The sequence below is a fragment of the Hanamia caeni genome, from assembly GCF_003721595.1.
Lineage (GTDB): Bacteria > Bacteroidota > Bacteroidia > Chitinophagales > Chitinophagaceae > Ginsengibacter > Ginsengibacter caeni.
Map to the genome: position 1 here is coordinate 44,111 of NZ_RJJR01000009.1, position 20,704 is coordinate 64,814.

General features: G+C 36.7%; 22 protein-coding genes. 14 read left to right on the forward strand and 8 right to left on the reverse strand.

What is annotated here, in order from left to right; all coding sequences use genetic code 11:
- Positions 1-27: 27 nt before the first annotated feature.
- Genes EFY79_RS11805 through EFY79_RS11815 form a run of 3 tightly spaced genes read left to right on the forward strand, consistent with a single transcriptional unit; the run spans position 28 to position 3,261 of the window.
- The gene (locus tag EFY79_RS11805; protein ID WP_148041911.1) at positions 28-1,659 is read left to right on the forward strand and encodes a hypothetical protein; all 1,632 of its coding nucleotides are present in this window, start codon (positions 28-30) and stop codon (positions 1,657-1,659) included.
- A gap of 47 nt (positions 1,660-1,706) precedes the next feature.
- On the forward strand, positions 1,707-2,351 hold the full coding sequence (locus tag EFY79_RS11810; protein WP_123120923.1) for a hypothetical protein: 645 nt from the start codon (positions 1,707-1,709) through the stop codon (positions 2,349-2,351).
- Between the two features lie 19 nt (positions 2,352-2,370).
- Positions 2,371-3,261: a class I SAM-dependent methyltransferase gene (locus tag EFY79_RS11815; RefSeq protein WP_123120924.1), complete on the forward strand. Its 891-nt coding sequence runs from the start codon at positions 2,371-2,373 to the stop codon at positions 3,259-3,261.
- A gap of 21 nt (positions 3,262-3,282) precedes the next feature.
- Here EFY79_RS11815 and EFY79_RS11820 read toward each other — a convergent pair whose 3' ends face one another.
- Complete coding sequence (locus EFY79_RS11820; RefSeq protein ID WP_123120925.1) at positions 3,283-3,732, reverse strand: META domain-containing protein; 450 nt, start codon at positions 3,730-3,732, stop codon at positions 3,283-3,285.
- A 318-nt stretch (positions 3,733-4,050) separates the two neighbouring features.
- On the opposite strand from EFY79_RS11820, the gene EFY79_RS11825 reads away from it, so the two are divergent.
- The 4 genes from EFY79_RS11825 to EFY79_RS11840 all read left to right on the forward strand — a co-directional run bounded on the left by EFY79_RS11825 (position 4,051) and on the right by EFY79_RS11840 (position 7,130).
- Complete coding sequence (locus EFY79_RS11825) at positions 4,051-4,560, forward strand: DUF4251 domain-containing protein (RefSeq protein WP_123120926.1); 510 nt, start codon at positions 4,051-4,053, stop codon at positions 4,558-4,560.
- Positions 4,561-4,563: 3 nt separating this feature from the next.
- Entirely contained in the window at positions 4,564-4,788 is a 225-nt protein-coding gene (locus tag EFY79_RS11830; protein ID WP_123120927.1) for a DUF2905 domain-containing protein, read from the forward strand.
- A gap of 86 nt (positions 4,789-4,874) precedes the next feature.
- Positions 4,875-5,060: a DUF6496 domain-containing protein gene (locus tag EFY79_RS11835; RefSeq protein WP_123120928.1), complete on the forward strand. Its 186-nt coding sequence runs from the start codon at positions 4,875-4,877 to the stop codon at positions 5,058-5,060.
- 183 nt (positions 5,061-5,243) lie between these two features.
- Complete coding sequence (locus EFY79_RS11840) at positions 5,244-7,130, forward strand: M1 family metallopeptidase (RefSeq protein WP_123120929.1); 1,887 nt, start codon at positions 5,244-5,246, stop codon at positions 7,128-7,130.
- Between the two features lie 95 nt (positions 7,131-7,225).
- Here the strand turns inward: EFY79_RS11840 and EFY79_RS11845 are convergent, their stop codons facing one another.
- A complete protein-coding gene (locus EFY79_RS11845) occupies positions 7,226-7,681 on the reverse strand; it encodes an RES family NAD+ phosphorylase (RefSeq protein ID WP_123120930.1) in 456 nt (151 codons plus the stop codon).
- Positions 7,682-7,701: 20 nt separating this feature from the next.
- Positions 7,702-8,223 (reverse strand): type II RES/Xre toxin-antitoxin system antitoxin, encoded by a 522-nt coding sequence (gene parS, locus EFY79_RS11850; protein WP_123120931.1) that lies wholly within the window; start codon positions 8,221-8,223, stop codon positions 7,702-7,704.
- A gap of 281 nt (positions 8,224-8,504) precedes the next feature.
- On the opposite strand from parS, the gene thrA reads away from it, so the two are divergent.
- The 4 genes from thrA (at position 8,505) to EFY79_RS11870 (ending at position 13,733) form a co-directional block, all read left to right on the forward strand.
- Complete coding sequence (gene thrA / locus EFY79_RS11855) at positions 8,505-10,952, forward strand: bifunctional aspartate kinase/homoserine dehydrogenase I (RefSeq protein ID WP_123120932.1); 2,448 nt, start codon at positions 8,505-8,507, stop codon at positions 10,950-10,952.
- Between the two features lie 12 nt (positions 10,953-10,964).
- A complete protein-coding gene (locus EFY79_RS11860) occupies positions 10,965-11,885 on the forward strand; it encodes a homoserine kinase (RefSeq protein ID WP_123120933.1) in 921 nt (306 codons plus the stop codon).
- Between the two features lie 32 nt (positions 11,886-11,917).
- Positions 11,918-13,216, forward strand: a complete 1,299-nt coding sequence (gene thrC / locus EFY79_RS11865; protein ID WP_123120934.1) for a threonine synthase — start codon at positions 11,918-11,920, stop codon at positions 13,214-13,216.
- A 220-nt stretch (positions 13,217-13,436) separates the two neighbouring features.
- Positions 13,437-13,733: a Sec-independent protein translocase subunit TatA/TatB gene (locus EFY79_RS11870; RefSeq protein ID WP_233577988.1), complete on the forward strand. Its 297-nt coding sequence runs from the start codon at positions 13,437-13,439 to the stop codon at positions 13,731-13,733.
- A 72-nt stretch (positions 13,734-13,805) separates the two neighbouring features.
- Here the strand turns inward: EFY79_RS11870 and EFY79_RS11875 are convergent, their stop codons facing one another.
- Both EFY79_RS11875 and EFY79_RS11880 read right to left on the reverse strand, forming a co-directional pair.
- Positions 13,806-14,108 (reverse strand): large conductance mechanosensitive channel protein MscL, encoded by a 303-nt coding sequence (locus EFY79_RS11875; protein ID WP_123120935.1) that lies wholly within the window; start codon positions 14,106-14,108, stop codon positions 13,806-13,808.
- A gap of 157 nt (positions 14,109-14,265) precedes the next feature.
- Positions 14,266-14,742, reverse strand: a complete 477-nt coding sequence (locus EFY79_RS11880; RefSeq protein ID WP_123120936.1) for a hypothetical protein — start codon at positions 14,740-14,742, stop codon at positions 14,266-14,268.
- A 349-nt stretch (positions 14,743-15,091) separates the two neighbouring features.
- On the opposite strand from EFY79_RS11880, the gene EFY79_RS11885 reads away from it, so the two are divergent.
- The 3 genes from EFY79_RS11885 to EFY79_RS11895 all read left to right on the forward strand — a co-directional run bounded on the left by EFY79_RS11885 (position 15,092) and on the right by EFY79_RS11895 (position 18,715).
- Positions 15,092-15,775 (forward strand): ABC transporter ATP-binding protein, encoded by a 684-nt coding sequence (locus tag EFY79_RS11885; RefSeq protein WP_123120937.1) that lies wholly within the window; start codon positions 15,092-15,094, stop codon positions 15,773-15,775.
- A 52-nt stretch (positions 15,776-15,827) separates the two neighbouring features.
- Positions 15,828-17,243: a TolC family protein gene (locus EFY79_RS11890; RefSeq protein WP_123120938.1), complete on the forward strand. Its 1,416-nt coding sequence runs from the start codon at positions 15,828-15,830 to the stop codon at positions 17,241-17,243.
- Positions 17,244-17,491: 248 nt separating this feature from the next.
- Entirely contained in the window at positions 17,492-18,715 is a 1,224-nt protein-coding gene (locus EFY79_RS11895; RefSeq protein ID WP_123120939.1) for a M43 family zinc metalloprotease, read from the forward strand.
- A 125-nt stretch (positions 18,716-18,840) separates the two neighbouring features.
- On the opposite strand, the gene EFY79_RS11900 is transcribed toward EFY79_RS11895, so the two are convergent.
- From EFY79_RS11900 to EFY79_RS11910, 3 genes are read right to left on the reverse strand one after another with little or no spacing between them, the layout of a single operon-like run.
- On the reverse strand, positions 18,841-19,452 hold the full coding sequence (locus EFY79_RS11900) for an HAD family hydrolase (protein WP_123120940.1): 612 nt from the start codon (positions 19,450-19,452) through the stop codon (positions 18,841-18,843).
- A gap of 18 nt (positions 19,453-19,470) precedes the next feature.
- Positions 19,471-19,923, reverse strand: a complete 453-nt coding sequence (locus EFY79_RS11905) for an RpiB/LacA/LacB family sugar-phosphate isomerase (RefSeq protein WP_123120941.1) — start codon at positions 19,921-19,923, stop codon at positions 19,471-19,473.
- 9 nt (positions 19,924-19,932) lie between these two features.
- Positions 19,933-20,649 (reverse strand): ROK family protein, encoded by a 717-nt coding sequence (locus EFY79_RS11910; protein ID WP_123120942.1) that lies wholly within the window; start codon positions 20,647-20,649, stop codon positions 19,933-19,935.
- Positions 20,650-20,704: the final 55 nt, after the last annotated feature.

Here is a 20,704-nt window from a genome sequence, read left to right on the forward strand (position 1 = left end):
TGATCTACAGAAATTGAAACCTAAAAAATGATGACAAGTAATCGTATTAATAAGTTAGTCTTTTTTTTGCCTTTGTGTTTTTTGTTTAATGTATCAAAGGCCCAGGATACAACGAGAAGGCAAACCATTGAAATAACTTCTTCTTATAAACCTTCATTGCGCAATTCCGTAAAAATAAATTTATACGCTACTCCTATTTCTCCGGATACGTCCCGCCCGCGGCTTGCCTATAACATTCCTCCGGAAAATTTATTTTTCACTTATCAGCCGGTTGCGTTAAAGCCACTTTCGTTGGAGGCTGACACTTCTTTAAAACTGGGTGATCGGAATCAATTGAAAGTAGGTTATGGAAATTTGTCAACTCCTTACATAGCCGGAGCATTCAGCTTTGGGGATGGTAAACATAATCTTGGAAATATTTACGGAAATTATATTTCCTCGAGGGGTAAAATAAAAAACCAGGACTTTGGAGAATGGAATATCCAGGGAACCGGCAGCTTGTATTCGGGTAACAATGAAATATACGCCGGAGCAGGCTTTGCAGAGCACGAATATTACCAATATGGTTATAATCACTCTCTTTATGATTTTTCTAAAGACAGTATCAGACGAAGCTACCAGGATTTTTCGGCTAAGGTTGGTTTTAGGAACATGGAGAAAAATGAACTCGGCATCAACTACGATCCTCACCTGGAAGTTCATCAATTTTCGAGAGAAAGCAAGGCAACAGAGAGTAATCTCATAATAAACATGCCTGCCGAAAAAAGATTTTCAGATGCTGTTTCCTTTAAGATAGCAGCGCGTGGTAATTTTAATAAATACCAGCAAAAAGATTCAGGTTTCTCCGTAACGAATAACCTTTTTGAACTGGCACCTGAATTCGTTTATTATAGCGATATGTTTGTTTTTCACGGGGGTATTACGCCGTCATGGAATAATAATAAGATCGCAGTATTACCGAACATTTATGCCGAAGTTCAATTACAACAAAATGCATTAATGGTGCAAGTGGGATGGATAGGAAAATATATTTCAAATAGTTTCCGGACTCTGAGCATGGAAAATCCTTATATGCAGGATCCTTCGTTCATGAACAATACAAAAGAAATACAATATTATGGTGGTATCAAAGCAACTGTAGGCACACATTTCAATTTTAATGCGCGGGCGTCATTTATTTCATATTCGGATATGCCACTTTTTGTAAATGATTCTACTTTAGGAAATACGTTTTATCTTTTAAATGAAAGCAAGATTTCGGATTTACAAATTCATGGGGATATGAATTTTATAAGCCAGGATAAATTCACAGCATCCGCTTCGCTTGATATGAACAGTTATACCGGTCTGAGGGATAATAAAAAAGCATGGGGCTTGTATCCTTTAAAGTTCACCGGCTCTTTAAGATGGTATGCTTTTAAAGAATTGCTGTTGAAGGGCGATTTGATTGCCTTTTCAGGAGCTAAGGCTCTTGTTAATAAGACGGTAGAAAATATGAAGGGAGGAACAGACCTGAGTTTGGGCGCTGAATTTAAATTGAATAAACAATTTAGTGTGTGGCTTGATTTTGATAATGTGCTTAATAGCAATTATGAAAGATGGAAAAATTACCCGGTATATGGCTTCCAGGTAATTGGTGGCGTCCTGGTTCATTTTTGATGTGATTTTTTTTACTCTGGTGGAAATAATTGAAGATATTTGTTATCATGCAAAACCTGATTACTTCATATATTATACAAGCAAGAGAATGCATGCTTGCCGGTGTAGGCAGATTTAAGATCAATGACCTTTCTGCTAAATCAGATATTATAAATAAGCAAATTGCTCCACCACTGCTTGATATCAGTTTTGTTTCAAGAGAAGAAAAGATTTCAGACGGGTTGATTAAATATGTGGCTGAAAAAAAAATGATATCATCAACACAAGCTTTAACTGATATAAAGGCCTGGTGTAAAGACGCAAAAAATAAATTAATAAACGGAGAAGATATATCGTTATTTCCTTTAGGTGTTTTGAAGAGGGGGCCCTCAAGTAATATATTCATCCCTAACTCTTCGCCTGCCATTTTTTTTGGGCCCATTAGCGCTGAACGGGTAATTCATCAAAACAGTGTACATGCTATGCTGGTGGGCGATAAAGAAACTACTTCTTCTAAAATGAATGATTATCTGCAGGTAGAAAAGATTATCAAAAGAAATAACACCTGGAAAATATTGGCCATTTTGCTTTTTGTAATCGCGCTTTTCTTTTTGATTATTCATTTTTATGAAAACCCGTTTTCTTTGTCTACTATTGGAAATCAAAATAAAATCACCCCGGGAAGCGCTTCTCATACTTATTTAAATCCATAGTGCAATACAAACAATTAAAATGATTGAATATAAATCATGCCCGAATTGTGGCAGCGGGGATATTTCTTACATTCTTTCTGCAAAAGACAATACGGTTTCAGGTGAGGAATTTGAAATTTGGGAATGTAAAAATTGCTGCATTCGTTTTACACAAAATATTCCCGACCAGGAAAATATCGGCCCGTATTATCAATCAGAAAAATATATTTCACATAGCGACACAAACGAAGGCCTGGTTAATAAATTGTATCACATTGTTAGAAAACGCACACTTTTAAAAAAGCGGAACCTTGTTGAGCAGAGCACTAAAAAAGAGCATGGATCAATTCTGGATTTAGGCGCAGGAACAGGCGCTTTTTTAAAGACGATGCAGTTGGCAGGATGGGATATCGTGGGCCTTGAACCCGATACAACGGCCCGCAAAAATGCCAACGAATTATACGGCTTGAATTTGAAAAAATCCAGCCAGCTTTTTTCATTGGCCGCTCATAATTTTGATGCAATTACATTATGGCATGTTTTAGAGCATGTTCACCAGCTTCACGAATACGTGACAAAATTCAGGGAACTGTTGAAAAAAGAAGGGAAGCTATTTATTGCAGTACCAAACTTCACTTCAAAGGATGCTGCTACTTATAAAAAATATTGGGCCGCTTATGATGTGCCACGCCATTTGTATCATTTTTCACCTAAGTCGATGGAAATCTTGCTTAATAGTCATGGCTTCATTTTAGAAAAGATTCGGCCAATGTGGTACGACAGTGTGTATGTAAGCATGCTTAGCGAGAAATACAAAACCGGAAAAGCTAATAATTTCAATGCTTTAATAAATGGTGTAACCTCGAATTTGAACGCCTTTTTTGATAATTCGAAATGCAGTTCCTTAATCTATATCGCATCCCGAAAATAAAAAATGCTATTATTTTTTCGTTTACTGCTTATCATTTCCGGTAAACTTTGCAAGGCTTGTAAGCTTGTTTTGCAACAAAAGTTCATTGCCCACAATTTGATAATGATCTGTTTTTGCAATCGCATCCAGATACGTTTTTTCAAAATCAATTCCCGGGCAAAGTATGTTAGTGCGTACAACTTCACCGAAAATTATTTCATTATTTTTCCCGGTTGAATATGTACCAGAGAATGCATTGCATCCGCCATTGCCTGTAATCGTAGAGTCACTTTTCAGAATAAGATACATTTGTTTGGAAGTGGCATTTGCAGGTATTTTTTTTCCTCCTAATTCAACAAGTTTCCAACGGGTATTTCGAAGTGGCAAATTATTGGAAACGGTTGAAGTGTTTTCAACGTTGTGAACTAACCCATTATCTTTAAAGGCTGACAAGCTAAAGATTACTGCTAGTAATGCAATTAGAATTTTCATAGTTGTATATTTTTAATGCTGTGGAAATATTTCCATTAATTAAAATTTCCAAATTCATGTAAATTTTTTTGATATAATATTTTGAACTTCTAACATAATCTTGATATTGAAAATTTTTACCGTTAAAGTGGCTTCAAATATAGTACCGTTATTAACCGTATTTTTTGCTTTTTAACAAATACGAAATTTGAAAACCGTACTTCTTTTAGAAAAGAATTTCTAATTAAAAAAAAACCCGCTCTACATAATTTTGCGAATTATTCACTAAATGAAATTATTTAAGGTGCAAAATTTGTAAGAAATGAGTAAAAAACTATTATGAAGATTTATAAGAAAAGGCATAAGAATATTTGGAGCCCGGTCGTTTTACTAATAAGCGTTTCATTAATCAGTTGTAACACCGCAAAAAAATTTGAGAAAGTAAAGCCAGCCGACGTAAGTAACCTGATCAATTCAAAAAATTTTACGTTTATAGCTGAAAGAGTTAACCCTTTCAGAGGCGCGTCCCGAAATCTGACAAGCCTTTACGATGTAGAATTAAAAAGAGATACATTAATTTCCTTTCTTCCTTTTTTTGGCCGGGCATACCAGGCGCCTCTTGACCCTTCTAAAGGAGGAATTAATTTCAAGTCAACCAGTTTTTCTTATAACATAACAGAAAAATCAGGGGATGAATGGGATATTTACATTGAGCCGAAAGATAATTCCGATGTGCAAACAATGATATTTACAATTTTTGGAAACGGAAACGCCACATTAAATATACAGAATACGCACCGCGACCCCATTTCTTTTTATGGCAGAATAGAAAAAAATAAAAGTGATTAACAAATGGATCAGCAAACCGGCAAATATATCTTAGTCGTTGGCCTCATTATCGTTTTTATTGGAGTTATAATTTATTTTTTTCACGATTATTTTCGGTGGATTGGCCGGCTACCGGGAGATATCAGGATTGAAAAAAATAATTTTCGCTTTTATTTTCCTTTGGGTACAATGATTATTATCAGTCTGGTATTAACAATCCTGTTCAATATCTTTAAGAAATTTTTTTAAAGTGTGATATTGTCTAAGAAAAAATAATGTTGGCATAAAAATTTCTATTTCTGTTTTATTCAATAACTCAACAAAATTTCCCCGTCATGGCAAAATATGGAAAAAAAGCCGAAGAAAAAGTACACAAAGCGCTTCATGAAATGGAAGAAGGCAAATTAAAAAGTGGCAAAAGCGGAAAGAAAGTTACAAGCCGCAAACAGGCAATAGCCATCGGTTTGTCGGAGGCTAGAGAAGAAGGACGGAAAGTTCCTAAAAAGAGCGCGAAAAAATAATCGGCTATATTTGACAGATTCAGTTCAAAAGAGTTTTATTACCGTAAACCGGATAAAAAAAATCATTTAAAAATCATTTTACTAGCTGTTAACAATTGAGATTATTTGCAATCGATAATTCTATCTCCTTTGTCTTTGTTACTTTTAGATTTTAATTGTATCAACTAAATTTTTTTTCTATTTATGAATCGGATTTTATTTGCAATCGCATTTTTGGTTTTTACATTTCCATTCTTTTTAAGTGCACAACAATTATACATACCGACAAATATTCAAATCGCCTATGATAATGGCACGCGTTCTTTGCAAGGCCCTCCTGGAAAAAATTATTGGCAAAATGAAGGCAAATATGATATTAGAGAAACGATAAACCCGGATACAAAAATTGTTTCAGGAGATGAAAGCATCGTTTATTCCAACAATAGTCCTGACACGCTGAGGGAATTGGTTATAAGATTTGTCAATAATGTTCACAAACCAACATCTCCGCGCGGAAGCCAGGTTGGAGAAGATTTTTTTACAACAGGGTTAGACATTACTTCTCTTTCAATTAATGGAACTAAATATTTTGTTGATTCTAGGAACTGGGGAACAGTGGGAGTGGTTAGATTAAAAGAACCGCTATTTCCAAAGTCTTCAGTGAAGGTGAACATTTCGTGGAATTATCCCTTAAGCAAACAAGATGGGCGCGAAGGACAAATAGATAGCGCTACTATGTATGTAGCGTACAGCTATCCGCGCATTTCAGTTTATGACGATTACAACGGCTGGGATTTGCTACCTCATACATTACGGCAGGAATTTTACAACGATTTCAATGACTATACACTTTCTGTAAAAGTTCCGAAAAATTATATTGTGTGGGCCACTGGCAATCTCGAAAATCCTGATGAAGTATTGCAGCCACTTTTTTCGAAAAGGCTAAAGGATTCATATACCTCGGATGATGTTATTCACATTGCCAACTTAAAAGAAATGCAGGAAGAAAAAGTGACGCAGCAAAACGATTGGAATACATGGAAATTTTCAGCGAATCATATTACCGATATGTGTTACGCCATCAGTAATCATTATGTGTGGGACGCATCGAGCGTGATTGTTGATCCGGCAACAAAGCGCCGTGTAAGTGTGCAGGCAGCCTATAATGATACGGCAAAAGATTTTCGCCACTCAGTGAAATGGTCACAAATTGCACTAAAATATTTTTCGGGCAAATGGCCGGGTGTTATCTACCCATTTCCAAAAATGACTGCATTTCAGGGCCATGCTGATATGGAATATCCTATGATGGTAAACGACGCAACGGTGGGCGATACACGAAGATTGAAGTTTGCGCAAATGGTGCAGGATCATGAAATCGCTCATACCTATTTTCCTTTTTATATGGGCACAAACGAAAAACGATATGCTTACATGGATGAAGGCTGGGCTACCACCTTCGAATACCTGATTGGCCAGGAAGAAAATGGGAAAAAATATGCCGATTCAGTTTATAAAATATTCCGCATTCGTCGCTACATTACCGATCCATCCACCGAAGAAGACCAGCCTATTATTTCAATGTCAACACAGGTAGGCGGTTCGGGATATGGAAATAATTCGTATGGAAAAGCTTCGTTGAGCTATCTCGCATTAAAAGATTACCTGGGCGATTCAACTTTTAAAAAGGCTTTGCATTATTATATGAACGCATGGAATGGAAAGCATCCGATTCCGTGGGATTATTTTAACTGCATGAACACAGGGTCAGGACAAAATTTAAACTGGTTTTTCAAAAATTGGTTTTTTTCGAATCATTATATTGATTTGAAAGTAGACACCATTCAAAAGCAAAATGACTTTTATACCGTGAACGTAAAAAATGTGGGTGGATTTGCCATTCCATTTGATATAAAAATTACCTATGCCGATGGCGAAACTAACACTATGCATGAAACTCCGGCGGTTTGGAAAAATAATGAAACAAAGCAGGTATTTAAAATTTCATCTAAAAAAATAATAAAATCTGTTGAACTGGATGGGGGCATTTTTATGGATTACACCCCAAATGATAATATTTGGAAACAATGAAAAGGTGAATTATATTATTACCAAAATAGAATTTCTGTTTATTAATTGCTTTACTATGTTATTTACTTCTTTCAATTGCGGTTTAAAAGTAATTATCAAACAATTTTTATTCGAACATCATACACCAGATCCTTTATTTCAATTATTTTAAAAAGATTTGGTGTAATTAAAGGATTTAAAATATAGTTATATTCCTGGTCAAGAATTGATGAAGGAATTTTTAGTACTGACTTACCGGATGTTTGCAGAAGCCGGCTTCCAAAGTCCTTTGTTGAAGATGGCGCCGGCACTGCCTTCCAATCGCCGGGCAGCGATGATGCTTGCAATACCAAAATATCCGAATCAGGAATTTCAATAGAAGCCATACTTAATGCCCGCGGAATTTCTTCTATGTTCACATTCACAGTATACTCAAGAAGCGACAGAGCGCGGCTTTCTGAAGTATACACGCACGGAATCCCTTTTCTATTCCATCTGCCACCATTAATTTTAGCGCCCTCGCCTGATAAATCCCTGGAATGCTTTGTTCTGCCCACCCTATAAACTATCATGTAATTAACTCTAAATACGATTAGGAATAAACTCCATAATCAATTCGTCCAATTAAATTTTTAACCTCTTCACGGCCAAATTGATTATCAATTAAATCATACGGAGTCTGCCCACCCAGCGCTTTATTAGGTTTAGACATCCATTGAGTGAAACGATCCTCGTCTTCAAAAACTTCAAATCCATACGAATACAAGTCGGCCATTCCTAATATCTTTTCACTTAACCCTGCATTGAACTTCTCATTTTTCTTTTTGTTGATGAGCGTTGCACGGGTAACAGAAAGAGCCTTTGCCAGCATAGTATAATCCAATGCGGTTTTCCGTTTTAATAACTCAAGATCGCTTTTGCTGACACCATCACGAACAATATGCATTTTTTCAAAACCTGTCAACTGGCTTTCTGGCTTATTGGAAGCATTCGGAAGAATTATATCAAAACGATATGTGTTTGAGAATCCTTGCGCAGGTTCATTGACCATATTTACCGGAAGGTCGTTTTCTTCGTCTGGCCCCGGATATTGCTTATTTTTGCTTTTTGACATAGTATAGTTTTTTTTATAACTAAGTACAAATTTATACTTTATTTCCTGGGTAAAAATTATTTTTTAAATTTCTTTAATTTTAAATATTACCTTCGGTGCCTATTTATAAGAAATGAACAGTATCTATTTTTATAACGATTCTTCTGCTTTAGCTTCCTCTTGCATTCCGGTAATTACCATAATTACAACCCGTTAAGGGTTGCAGATTTCCATACTATCCATTGGGCTTTTCGCTATCCCTGAATAGAATATTCAATTAACAAATCAATTAGTCATAAAATATGCGTGTTTTAAAATTTGGTGGATCATCGGTTGCAAATGCAGAAAACATCAACAAGATTGTCAGCATTTTACAAAATCGTTTAAATAATGAAAGGTTAATCGTGGTGGTTTCGGCGCTGGGAGGTATAACAGATGCACTTCTAAATAGTGTTATTCTCGCCTCTGAGGGAAATGATGAATACAAACAGCAATTGAAAAAAATTGAAACCCGCCATCTGGAATTGACAAAACAACTAATTCCGGTATCTAAACAGAGCCGTGTTTTAAGTATGGTAAAGCAGCATTGTAATGAAATAGAAGATATCTGCAACGGGGTTTTTTTGCTGCAAGAGGTAACTTCAAGAACGAAAGACCGCATTATGAGCTATGGCGAGCTACTATCTTCTCAAATTATTTCCGCAAAATTTGAATCAATTGGACTAAAGAATAAATGGGTAGATGCAAGAAAAATTATTATTACCAATTCAAATTTTGAGCACGCTATTGTAAATTTTGATATTTCTAATGCCAAAATTGAGTCAGCGTTTTCTGAAAGTAACCATTCTTTTTTTCTTGTGCCTGGGTTTATTGCATCAGACCAAAAAGGAATTACAACCACATTAGGAAGAGGCGGTTCAGATTTTACTGCAGCCATCATAGCGGCAGCACTTGATGCAAAGGCGCTGGAAATATGGACTGACGTAAGTGGCATGATGACAGCTGATCCAAGGCTGGTTTCTAATGCTAAAATTATCCCGAAAGTATTATACCGCGAAGCCATGGAGCTTTCACATTTTGGCGCTAAAGTGGTGTACCCTCCTACTATACAACCGGTCATGAGAAAAAATATTCCTGTTTGGATAAAGAGTACGTTTTCTCCTGACCACCATGGCACGCTCATCGAAAACGTATCAGATCACAAAAACGGAAGTGGAGTGCGGGGAATTTCGAGCATCAACAAAATTGCATTGCTTAGCCTCGAAGGTAGTGGCATGGCCGGTGTACCTGGTTTTTCAAAAAGATTGTTTGAAACACTGGCAAACGAACAAATAAACGTAATTCTTATTACGCAAAGCTCATCGGAGCATTCTATTTGTGTGAGTATTGAAGATGCCTTTGCCGAAAAAGCGAAAAATGCAGTTGATAACGAATTCAGTTTTGAAATTGAAAGGCTAAAAGTAGATCCTCTCATAATCGAAAAAGAACTTGCAATTATAGCTTTGGTGGGTGATAAAATGAAAAGCCATCCCGGCATCAGCGGCAAAATGTTTAGCGCTTTAGGCCGGAACGGTATTAATGTACGGGCAATTTCACAAGGCTCTTCTGAAAGAAATATTTCTGCCGTTATATCATTTAATGATGTAAAGAAAGCAGTAAATGTACTTCATGAAGAGTTTTTTGAGACTGCTTTTAAGCAGGTAAATTTATTTGTGGCGGGTGTTGGAAACGTTGGCTCACGGCTGCTTTCCCAATTATTGCAACAGCATATTTATCTTAAGGAAAATTTGCGCTTATCTATTAGGGTGGCCGGAATTGCCAATAGCAAAAAAATGCTTTTCAATGATAATGGAATTGATTTGAAAAATTGGCGGGAACAATTACCGGCTGCAGATGACATGAATCTGGCCCAATTTGTAAATTCAATCAAAACTAAAAATTTCCGTAATTCAGTTTTTGTTGACGTCACAGCAAATAAGGACGTTGCAGAGCATTATGATGAAATCCTGCAAAAAAGCGTATCCATTGTGGCATGCAATAAAATTGCAGCCTCTTCCTCTTACAGTTATTATGAAAAATTGAAAAACCGTGCGCGTGAATTCAATGTTCAATTTCTTTTTGAAACTAATGTAGGAGCCGGATTACCCGTGATCGGAACTTTAAACGACCTGATATTAAGCGGAGATAAAGTCAATAAGATTGAAGCAGTTTTAAGCGGCACACTTAATTTTGTATTTAATAATTATGATGGAGTAACATCCTTTTCACAAGTAGTAAGGCAGGCACAGGCGGAAGGATATACAGAACCTGATCCGCGGCTTGATTTAAGCGGCATTGATGTGGTCAGAAAAATAATGATATTGGCAAGGGAATCCGGTGAAAAAATTGAAATGGAAGATGTTACCAATAATGCTTTTATGCCTGCCGAATGCATGGAAGGAACTGTAGAAGATTTTTATAAATGCATGGAAAAACATGAATCGCATTTTAAAAACATAGTTGATGAGGCAAATAAGTCAGGCAAAAAATTAAAATTTGTTGCCACATATGAAAACGGAAAGGCCAGCGTAGGTTTAAAACAAATTGGTTCCGATCACGATTTTTACCATTTATACGGGAAAGATAATGTAGTTGCATTTTATACACAGCGCTACACCGGTCAACCACTGGTAGTAAAAGGCGCTGGTGCTGGCGCCGATGTTACGGCATCTGGCGTATTTGCAGATATTATAAGAGCCGTTCGGATTTAAAATTAAAAACAAATGAAAGAAATTAAGGTATTGGCGCCGGCTACCATTGCCAATCTCGTTTGCGGATTCGACATCCTGGGTATGGCGCTAAAGGAGCCTTATGATGAAATGACTTTGGCCTTTAAGGATGAGCCGGGAATAACCATCGTACATACGGATGAATTTGAACTGCCTGAAGAACCCGAACAAAATGTTTCAGGTGTGGCGCTCCAGTCGCTGATGGAAGAATACAATAAGCCAGTGGGCTTTAATTTAACCATTCACAAAAATATAAAACCGGGCAGCGGTTTGGGCTCAAGTGCGGCGAGTTCCGCCGGCGCAGTGGTAGCTGCCAATCATTTATTGGGATATATTTTTTCAAAGGAAGACCTGGTGCGATTTGCAATGAATGGAGAAAAAATTGCAGGTGGGGTAAAACATGCTGACAACGTATCACCTTGCATATACGGAGGCGTTACTTTGATTCGTTCAATTTTCCCCCTGGATATTATTCCTTTGAATGTTCCCCCGCTTTTTATTACGATTGTTCATCCCCAAATCGAAGTGCGCACTTCTGATTCACGGCAGATTTTAAGAAAAACGGTGCAACTAAAAGATGCGATAAGACAATGGGGAAATATTGGCGGCCTCGTGATGGGCTTTATGAACAATGATTTTGAATTGATTGGGAGATCTCTGGAAGATGTGATTATAGAACCCATACGAAGTATTTTGATTCCCGGATTTGATGAAATAAAAGAATCGTGCAGGGAAGCCGGAAGTCTTGGAGGAGGCATTTCCGGTTCAGGACCGTCCATTTTTATGGTGAACAAAACTGAAGAAACTGCACTCAAAGTCGAAAAAATCATGTCTGGGATTTATGAAAGAATCGGCGTAGATTATAAAACCTATGTTACATCAATAAATACTACAGGAGTAAAAATTGTAGAATAACGAAAAGTTTTCTGAGTAAAGAATATAAATCAATGAAATATTATAGCCTGAATAAATCCGCTCCTTCAGTAAGTTTTAAAGAAGCCACGATTAAAGGTTTGGCGCCCGATAAAGGACTGTATTTTCCCGAAATAATCCCGGCCCAGCCTGCTGCTTTTTTTAAGGACATTCAAAATTATTCCAACGAAGAAATTGCGTTTCGAATAATTGAGCCTTATATCGCTGATGAAATTCCGAATGAAATTCTAAAACAAATTGTTACTGAAACTATCAACTTTGATATTCCTCTAAAACCTGTTAGTGATAATGTTTTTTCCCTGGAATTGTATCATGGCCCTACCTTGGCTTTTAAAGATATTGGCGCCAGATTTATGAGCCGGTGCCTTGGATATTTTGTGAAAAATAATGATAAAAAAGTCACCGTACTTGTTGCAACTTCCGGCGATACCGGGGGCGCAGTAGCAAATGGGTTCTTTAATGTAGACGGCGTGGAAGTGGTAATATTATACCCTTCAGGAAAAGTAAGCAGCGTACAGGAAAAGCAATTGGTTACTTTGGGAAATAATATTTCAGCCATTGAAATCAATGGAAATTTTGACGATTGCCAGCAATTGGTAAAGCGGGCATTTGCGGATAAGCAATTAAACGAGTCATTATTTTTAACCTCTGCCAATTCGATAAATGTTGCCCGATGGCTGCCACAGCAGTTTTATTATTTATTTGCCTGGAAACAATGGATTGATAAAAATACTCCACCGGTGATTTGTGTTCCCAGCGGAAATTTTGGAAATATCTGCGCGGGAATTCTGGCCTATGCGTCCGGCTTGCCTGTTCAGCATTTTATCGCTGCCTGTAATTCCAACAAAGTCATTCCCGACTTTTTATCAACTCAAATTTATCAGCCTAAAAAAGCGGTGGCCACAATCTCAAATGCTATGGATGTTGGCGACCCAAGCAATTTTGTAAGAATCTTAGAATTGTTTCATCATAAGTTCCATTCTCTGGCGAAGATGCTGAGCAGTGTAAGTATTTCTGATGAAGAAACACGGACAACTATAAGCCAGGTTTACAATGAACACAAATATTTACTGGATCCCCACGGTGCAGTTGGTTATTTTGCTTTAAAAAATTACTTGAAAATTCATCCGGACAATAAAGGCTACTTTTTGGAAACTGCACATCCTGTTAAATTTTTTGATGTGGTAGAGCCCGTAATTCATGAACAAATTCCAATCCCTGAAAGCGTCAGGAATATATTGGGTAAAGAAAAATTAAGCATTTCTATGGAACCGGACTATGAAGATTTAAAAGCGTTTCTACTAAATAAATAAGTAACACAAAAATCTTCCCTAAAAATCATTTTACTATTCGGCGATATTTGAGAACTTGCTCTTAATCCGATAGAGATGTGAGTATCCTTTTACAGCAACATATCTCATATTAGAAATTTTTTTCCAATTTGAACCTGGTAGGATTGTAAAGGAAAATTTACAATGCACTAATACAGATTCTGGTAATTTTGTTTTTGTATTTCAAACTAAACTATCTATCATGTTAAGCATTTTTCTGAAACCTGTATTTCTTTTATCAATGCCCGGAGAATCCGAATGGTTGTTAATTCTATTAGTGATTTTGCTATTTTTTGGAGGTAAAAAAATTCCGGATTTAATGCGGGGAATTGGTAAAGGCGTAAGAGAATTTAATGATGCAAAAGAACACGTGAAGAACGAAATAGAAGCGGGAATGAAAGAAAAAGATTCTGAAAAAAAGGAGCTGGTAAATAGTGCTCCGGTTTCTGCAGATATTTCATCCGCTGTTATGAGCGCGCCTGTCTCACAAAATTCCTGAGTTAATTTAGGTTTTAATTTTGTTGAAAGAAATGCCCTCCGTTCCAGGAGGGCATTTTTTTTTAAGCCCATATTATAACAAAAGAATCAAGAGCAAAATGATAATGATGATTGCACCAATGGAAAGATAAACACCTTGAGAGGCGGCTTCTTTTTTTAAACTTTTCACCTCTTTTCTCAATTCCTTTTTTTCGGTCCTGGATAACGAACTTCTATCCATATCACGAATTTCAATTAGCCTGTGCTCAATTTGCTGAGCCCGAACTTCTTTTGGAACTTCGGTCTTAATTGGAGTAACATCTTTTGCCATCGCAGGGGTAATAAAAGTTACGCTAAAAGCGATCAACAAAAAAGAAACAATTTTTTTTGTGCTCATAATGATGTGTTTTTAAATGATTTATTAATTATTCGTTCAGAAATCAATTTACAACAATCGTTCCTTTTTTTAACATTTTTATTACATTCAATGGGTAACATTAAATTTTATACTCCGGGCGCTTGATTCTTAGTCTTCATCACGAGGAAAATATTTTTTAAATCAATGGTTTCATCAATTGCTTTTTCAAGTCATATTGCAAATCCGGATGTAATTTGCTTAGGGCTTTTTCGATTTTTTTTAGCTGGGTTTGATACAAATTCGTAAGCTGCCTGCTTTTGCTAACAGGGATAGAATGCAAAGTAAAGCAATTGCAAAAATGTATCAGCAACTCGCATTCCGCCTGGCTTGACATTACGAAATGAACCTGCTTATTGACATCTCGTAAAATTTTTCGCACGCTTTTCTTTATGAAATAAACATTGGATTTGTTGATTTGCCGAAATTGTTCCGCAGTTTCTTTCTTTATGTCACTAACAAAATTTGGAACATCGTCCGCTTCAAATAGCAGGAATGAAAGCATTTCTTTATTTTCCTTTTTATATTTCGCAAGCCGCAGGCAATATTCCACAAGTATTTTAGAATTTGTATCTGACAACGCTTTTTTGATTTCCTGGATGGATGCGGCTTTCATAGATAAATGAATGTTGAAAAATAAAAATAATGAATCTGCTTAAATGATATTATAAGTTGTGAAATTGCAAAACAAGAAAAACAATTATTTATGGGTTTACTACGGGGGACGCTCCTGGCCCATGCTGATGTATCAATTAAGAACACAAAGTGTATCAAAATCGGACAGCCCGCATTTTTTTGTTGGTCATATCATATTGAAAAACAATTAGTAAGATAATGGCATCAATTTGAAGGTAGAAACCCAAAAAATTATAAGAGGCGGAAATCATTTGATGCCACTATAGTTAAATCGAATAATATTGCAGAATTTCTCAACTCAATAAATCATCCTTTAAAGCCCAACACAAATGCTTTCGTTAAAGAAAATTTTCAAATGGTATAATAATGGCATCAACCGCACTTTTGTTTTAAAAGATATTAATCTTGATGTAGCGGAAGGAGAATTTATTTCTATCATGGGCCCGTCCGGGTCAGGAAAATCCACCTTGCTCAATGTTATTGGAATGTTAGACGAGCCAAATGAAGGTGAATATACTTTTATGGGTGAAAATGTTTTTGACATGAAAGAAAAACAACGTTCATTACTTTTTAAAACTCATATCGGGTTTGTGTTCCAGGCTTATCATCTTATTGACGAATTAACAGTATATGAAAATATTGAAACGCCTCTGCTGTATCAAAATATTAAAAGCTCAGAAAGAAAATCAATGGTAGCTGATATTCTTGATCGGTTTCAGATTGTGGGCAAAAAAGACCTTTTTCCGACTCAGCTATCCGGCGGTCAGCAGCAGTTGGTTGGAATAGCCAGAGCACTTATCGTAAAGCCAAAATTAATTCTTGCAGACGAACCTACAGGCAATTTGAATTCAAAGCAGGGCGAAGAAATTATGGACTCGTTTAAAGAATTAAATAATGAAGGAGTTAGCATAATACAGGTAACTCATTCCGAAAAAAACGCCAATTATGGAAGCCGTATCATCAACCTGCTCGATGGACGGATAGAATCTGAAAAACAAAATAGCGGCACATAACTCCTCATGTATCCTATCCAATGCAATTTGAATTTTCAAAATAAAGAATTATATGAAATCAATTTTTCTGAATATTATATTTTACTTCTTCGCTTTGGCTGCCTTTGCCCAGCATTCAATGACGTTAAAAGAAGCGGTGGAAACAGGGATTAAGAACAATCTTGATGTTTTACAGGCAGATCTTTTAATGAAAAAGGCAGGTATAGATTTAAACCAATCAAAAGAATACATGCTTCCTGATTTAAATGCCAATGTGAATTATGGTAAAAACTTTGGGCGCAGTATTGACCCGTTTACAAATGGATATATTGATCAAAAAGTAAACTATGCAAATTCCGGGGCAAGTAGCAATCTGCTTTTGTTCAATGGGTTTTATTTACAAAACCTCGTTAAAGCAAACAAGCTTGGCTACGAGGCTGCCCAAATGGAACTGCAGCAGGCAAAAGATAACCTGACTATAAATATTATCTTGGCATATTTGCAGGTGCTCAGCGCTGAGGAAACGCTGAAGCAATCGCAAGACCAGGTGCTGGTGACTCAAAAACAAGTAGAGCGTTTAGGGATCCTTAATCAATCAGGCGCTGTTTTGCCAGCAGATTACTATGATATGAAAGGACAGTTGGCTACTGATGAGGTATCTATTGCAGACAACAAAAATAATCTGGCTACTACTAAGCTTAATCTTTCACAGCTTTTAAATATTCCTTACGATAAGAATTTAGAAGTTGAAAATATTCCGGCAGAGGATTTTAATATGGAGTATTCCGGCAATCCTGATGATATTTATCAAATTGCCTTAAAGCAATTCGCACAAGTGCAGGCTACTCATCTCCGGGTGCAGAGCGCGGAGAAAAATATTAGCGCTATTAAAGGAGAATTATTTCCCAAGCTTTCTTTAAGTGGGAGTATTAATACCAATTACTCAAGTGTTGCCTCACGCGAATATTTCCTGAACTCTACAGAATCGCCATCTTCTAATTATGTGGATGTGAATGGAAGTCAATATCCCGTAATTCAAAAGCAGGATAATTATATTTCAAAAAAAATAAGCTTCGGCGACCAGTTAAGCAACAATGTATTTTCAGCAGTGAATGTCGGATTAACCATTCCTTTATTTAATGCAGGCCGAATCAGGAACCAGGTAAAATTAGCAAAATTGGATCTGAAAAATAATATTTATGTTGACCAAAATACCAGGATTCAGTTGCAGCAAGCTATTGAGCGTGCTTTTGTAAATCTTACTTCAGCCGAAGATAAATATAAATTATTATTACAACAGGAAACTGCGTTCGAAGAGTCTTTCCGCACAGCAGAAGTCCGGTTTAATGCAGGCGCTATCACTTCTGTTGATTATCTTATCGCAAAAAATAATTTGAACAGGGCTCAAAATAATCTCATTACTTCCAAATATGATTTTGTTTTGAGAGCCAAGGTGCTCGACTATTATTCAGGTAAGCCCTTATGGTAATAGCATGAAAAACGGTGATGCTAAATCTTTGTGAGAAAATAAACGCCAAAAAGCTTTCATCTACGGATTTTTTTTTCTTTATTTGTACTCTAAACCTTTGTTACCGCAAAAGACACCAGTTTTTCTTGTTTTTTATTGCTTTACATTGGTCAGATTCCTGATTTAATATCCCCTGTAATAACCTTCCCAAAGCCTATGTAATCCCAAAATTGTAATTCATTTAAAATTCGAGTTTACAAAGGGAATACATGAAGTTTTTTTTTATTCTATTTACCATTTCGTTCAGTCTTGGTGCAAATGCCCAACGATGCCTTACTCCGGAATATTCGCAAAAGAATTCGGAGGTCAATTCTGTAGCCAGACGGACTGCTACGATTAACACCGCAAAAAGAGCACTTCTTACAAATGAAGTCATTCAAATTCCAGTGGTGGTGCACGTTCTTTACAATAATAGCCAGCAAAATATCAGTGATGAACAGGTGAGGTCGCAGATAATATCTTTAAATAAAGATTTTAGAAGACAGAACGCTGATACAGTAAATACACCAGCAATATTTAAAAATTTTGCTGCTGACACCAGGATCCAATTTTGCCTTGCCAAGGTGGATCCAAAAGGAAAATATACAACAGGTATTATTCGTAAATACACCACTCAATCCCAGTTTATTGCAGATGATGCAATGAAATTCAGCGCTCAGGGAGGCGATGATGCCTGGGATGCATCGCGATATCTTAATATTTGGGTATGCAATCTTTTCGGCCGCACTTTAGGCTATGCGGTATTGCCCGGCAGCCCCGCCGAAAAAGACGGCGTAGTAATACACTACAGCGCCTTCGGAACCACTGGCAATGTAGTAGCTCCCTTTAATAAAGGACGAACTGCCACTCATGAAATCGGCCATTGGCTTGGTTTACAACATCTTTGGGGCGATACCGATTGTGGCGATGATGGAATAGCAGATACGCCACCGCAACAGGGAAGCAATTCCGGATGCCCTTCATTTCCACACCTTTCTTCCTGCTCCAATAATGCCTCCGGGGATATGTTTATGAATTACATGGATTTTACAAATGATGCATGTATGAACTTGTTTACCATTAATCAGAAAGAAAAAATGAGAAGTTTGTTTAACGAAGGAGGGCCAAGAAATTCTTTCCTGGGTTCAGTTGAATGCGATAGCACTAATGCTGAGGCGGCGCCAATTCCCAAGGAGACCGGGAAATTGAAAATTTCACTTTTCCCCAATCCTGCCATCAACATTGTAAATATAAATTCCAATATAGATTCCGAAGTGGTAGGAAGGGTTCTCAAGCTGTATGATGCCAGCGGTAAATTATGCCTCACCCAAATCATTCAATCTGGAAATACAATTTTAAAGATCAGTCATCTTACTCCAGGAATGTATATTTTAAGAATTGAAGGAGAATCCGGACCGCATATTTATAAAATAATGAAAATCGGCTCGAATTAGTAAGAGTTTAAAGTTTTCCGTTCTTTAAGTAAAGGATAATTGCTATCAATTAAAAAAAGCGCTCCGCAATTACAGGCATCGGATAGTAAAACGGGAAATAATTGATTTTTTATTCGGATTAAATATTACCAGTCCAAAGACTCCATAATTTTCCTGGTATTTTCAAAACTTGTATGGTGAAAGGCCTGGATACCGGTCTTTTTTGCAGCCTGCACCAGCATATACCGATCATCAAAATAAATGCATTCTTCCGGCCGCGCCTGCGCTATGCCAAGGCCAAGAAGGTAAATACCTGGATCGGGTTTACGCATGCCCACTTCGCATGAAGTCACAAAAGCATCAAAAAAATCATGAAGCTTAAATTTTTGAATTCTGTATTGATTCAATTCGCGGGGTTCATTATTTAAAGAAATAATTTTAACATGCTCATGTTTTCTTTTCCAGTCAATAAACCACGGAAGTGTATCTGCAAGTACCTGGGATTGTTCATACATAAAATTTATAAACTCTTCCTTCGAAAAATCTCTTTGCTTATTAAATATTGCAGTGTTCAAATAATCGTCCAATGAAATTTTTCCAATTTCATAAACATTAAAAATGAAATTGTGAAGAATGTTCATTTCTTCATAATCAATTTTAAACTTTTCAGCAGCGGCCATTCTTGATTCGTGACCCCAGCCGTTGGTAAGCAATACACCTCCAATATCTGAAAATAGAATTTTAATTTTTTGTTGCATAAAAATGTTATGGTAGTTTCAGGATTTTTTTTCTTCAAGCACTTTCACTTTTTCCAATCGCCTTTTATGTCTTTCAGCGCCGATATACTTTCCGTCAAGAAATGCCGTAATATATTCCTGGGCTGCTGCGTAGCCGGTCACTCTTCCCCCGAGGCAAATCAAATTCATGTCATCATCTTCCACGCCCTGGTGAGCGGAAAAATAATCATTAATCAGCGCTGCACGTATGCCATTTATTTTGTTTGCAGCGAAGCAGGCTCCTACTCCACTGCCGCAAATTGCTATTCCCCTGAAAACTTCTCCTGCGGCCACTGCGCGCGCTAACGGGATTATAAAATCAGGATAATCATCAGTAGACATCAGCTCATAGGCGCCATAGTCTTGCACTTCGTAGCCTTTGTTTTCCAAAAAAATTTTGGTTGTGTTTTTTAATTCAAATCCGCCATGGTCGGCGGCAATACCTATTTTCATAATATACTTTTATTCTTCGTTAAATTGTTTCCATAATATCATTCCACCCTTAATACCCTCACGATTATCAACAACAGAAATATTTTGGTCCAATTTAAAATCTATCAATTTAGCGCTGCCTCCGCTAATGTACAGATGATCATAATTGAAAACTACTTTTAAAATTCCAATAACTTTTTCCAATCTTTTGTTCCACCTTTTCTCTCCTATTTTATCCAAAGCAGCCTGCCCAAGATAATCATTGTAATTTTTATTTTTTGTTATTGGATGTTGCGACATTTCGAGATGCGGCATCAGCATGCCATCAAGCAAAAGCGCTGAACCAAAGCCGGTTCCCAAAGTAATTAACATTTCAACTCCGTTCCCTTCCGCCAAACTCAATCCCTGGAAATCTGCATCGTTGATTACTAAAGTAGGCTTTTTCAATTTATTTTTTAATTCTTCCTGCAAATCAAAATCTTTCCACATTTTATTTCCCAACTTAGGAGCAGTTTTTACAACCCCATGTTTTACATAACCCGGAAATCCGGCAGTTACCTTGTCAAAATGGGAAAAACGCTGCGACAGGGAAACAACCAACTTTACTATATTTTCCGGAGAAGGCGGAGAAGGTGTATCTTCTCTTTCATATGGATGAAGATAATCTCCATCATAATCTATTACTGTTCCTTTTATGTGAGAACCTCCTATATCAATACAAAGAATATTTTCTCCTTGCCCGGCCATGTCTTTTCTACTTTGATTCGTTTAAAAGTAACACGTTTGAATTAAAAATAAGATA

Bases quoted from the DNA above. Each gene is read 5' to 3' on its own strand.
- EFY79_RS11805 (WP_148041911.1), top strand. From the start codon at position 28: ATGATGACAAGTAATCGTATTAATAAGTTAGTCTTTTTTTTGCCTTTG.
- EFY79_RS11810 (WP_123120923.1), top strand. From the start codon at position 1,707: ATGCAAAACCTGATTACTTCATATATTATACAAGCAAGAGAATGCATG.
- EFY79_RS11815 (WP_123120924.1), top strand. From the start codon at position 2,371: ATGATTGAATATAAATCATGCCCGAATTGTGGCAGCGGGGATATTTCT.
- EFY79_RS11820 (WP_123120925.1), bottom strand. From the start codon at position 3,732: ATGAAAATTCTAATTGCATTACTAGCAGTAATCTTTAGCTTGTCAGCC.
- EFY79_RS11825 (WP_123120926.1), top strand. From the start codon at position 4,051: ATGAAGATTTATAAGAAAAGGCATAAGAATATTTGGAGCCCGGTCGTT.
- EFY79_RS11830 (WP_123120927.1), top strand. From the start codon at position 4,564: ATGGATCAGCAAACCGGCAAATATATCTTAGTCGTTGGCCTCATTATC.
- EFY79_RS11835 (WP_123120928.1), top strand. From the start codon at position 4,875: ATGGCAAAATATGGAAAAAAAGCCGAAGAAAAAGTACACAAAGCGCTT.
- EFY79_RS11840 (WP_123120929.1), top strand. From the start codon at position 5,244: ATGAATCGGATTTTATTTGCAATCGCATTTTTGGTTTTTACATTTCCA.
- EFY79_RS11845 (WP_123120930.1), bottom strand. From the start codon at position 7,681: ATGATAGTTTATAGGGTGGGCAGAACAAAGCATTCCAGGGATTTATCA.
- parS (WP_123120931.1), bottom strand. From the start codon at position 8,223: ATGTCAAAAAGCAAAAATAAGCAATATCCGGGGCCAGACGAAGAAAAC.
- thrA (WP_123120932.1), top strand. From the start codon at position 8,505: ATGCGTGTTTTAAAATTTGGTGGATCATCGGTTGCAAATGCAGAAAAC.
- EFY79_RS11860 (WP_123120933.1), top strand. From the start codon at position 10,965: ATGAAAGAAATTAAGGTATTGGCGCCGGCTACCATTGCCAATCTCGTT.
- thrC (WP_123120934.1), top strand. From the start codon at position 11,918: ATGAAATATTATAGCCTGAATAAATCCGCTCCTTCAGTAAGTTTTAAA.
- EFY79_RS11870 (WP_233577988.1), top strand. From the start codon at position 13,437: ATGTTAAGCATTTTTCTGAAACCTGTATTTCTTTTATCAATGCCCGGA.
- EFY79_RS11875 (WP_123120935.1), bottom strand. From the start codon at position 14,108: ATGAGCACAAAAAAAATTGTTTCTTTTTTGTTGATCGCTTTTAGCGTA.
- EFY79_RS11880 (WP_123120936.1), bottom strand. From the start codon at position 14,742: ATGAAAGCCGCATCCATCCAGGAAATCAAAAAAGCGTTGTCAGATACA.
- EFY79_RS11885 (WP_123120937.1), top strand. From the start codon at position 15,092: ATGCTTTCGTTAAAGAAAATTTTCAAATGGTATAATAATGGCATCAAC.
- EFY79_RS11890 (WP_123120938.1), top strand. From the start codon at position 15,828: ATGAAATCAATTTTTCTGAATATTATATTTTACTTCTTCGCTTTGGCT.
- EFY79_RS11895 (WP_123120939.1), top strand. From the start codon at position 17,492: ATGAAGTTTTTTTTTATTCTATTTACCATTTCGTTCAGTCTTGGTGCA.
- EFY79_RS11900 (WP_123120940.1), bottom strand. From the start codon at position 19,452: ATGCAACAAAAAATTAAAATTCTATTTTCAGATATTGGAGGTGTATTG.
- EFY79_RS11905 (WP_123120941.1), bottom strand. From the start codon at position 19,923: ATGAAAATAGGTATTGCCGCCGACCATGGCGGATTTGAATTAAAAAAC.
- EFY79_RS11910 (WP_123120942.1), bottom strand. From the start codon at position 20,649: ATGGCCGGGCAAGGAGAAAATATTCTTTGTATTGATATAGGAGGTTCT.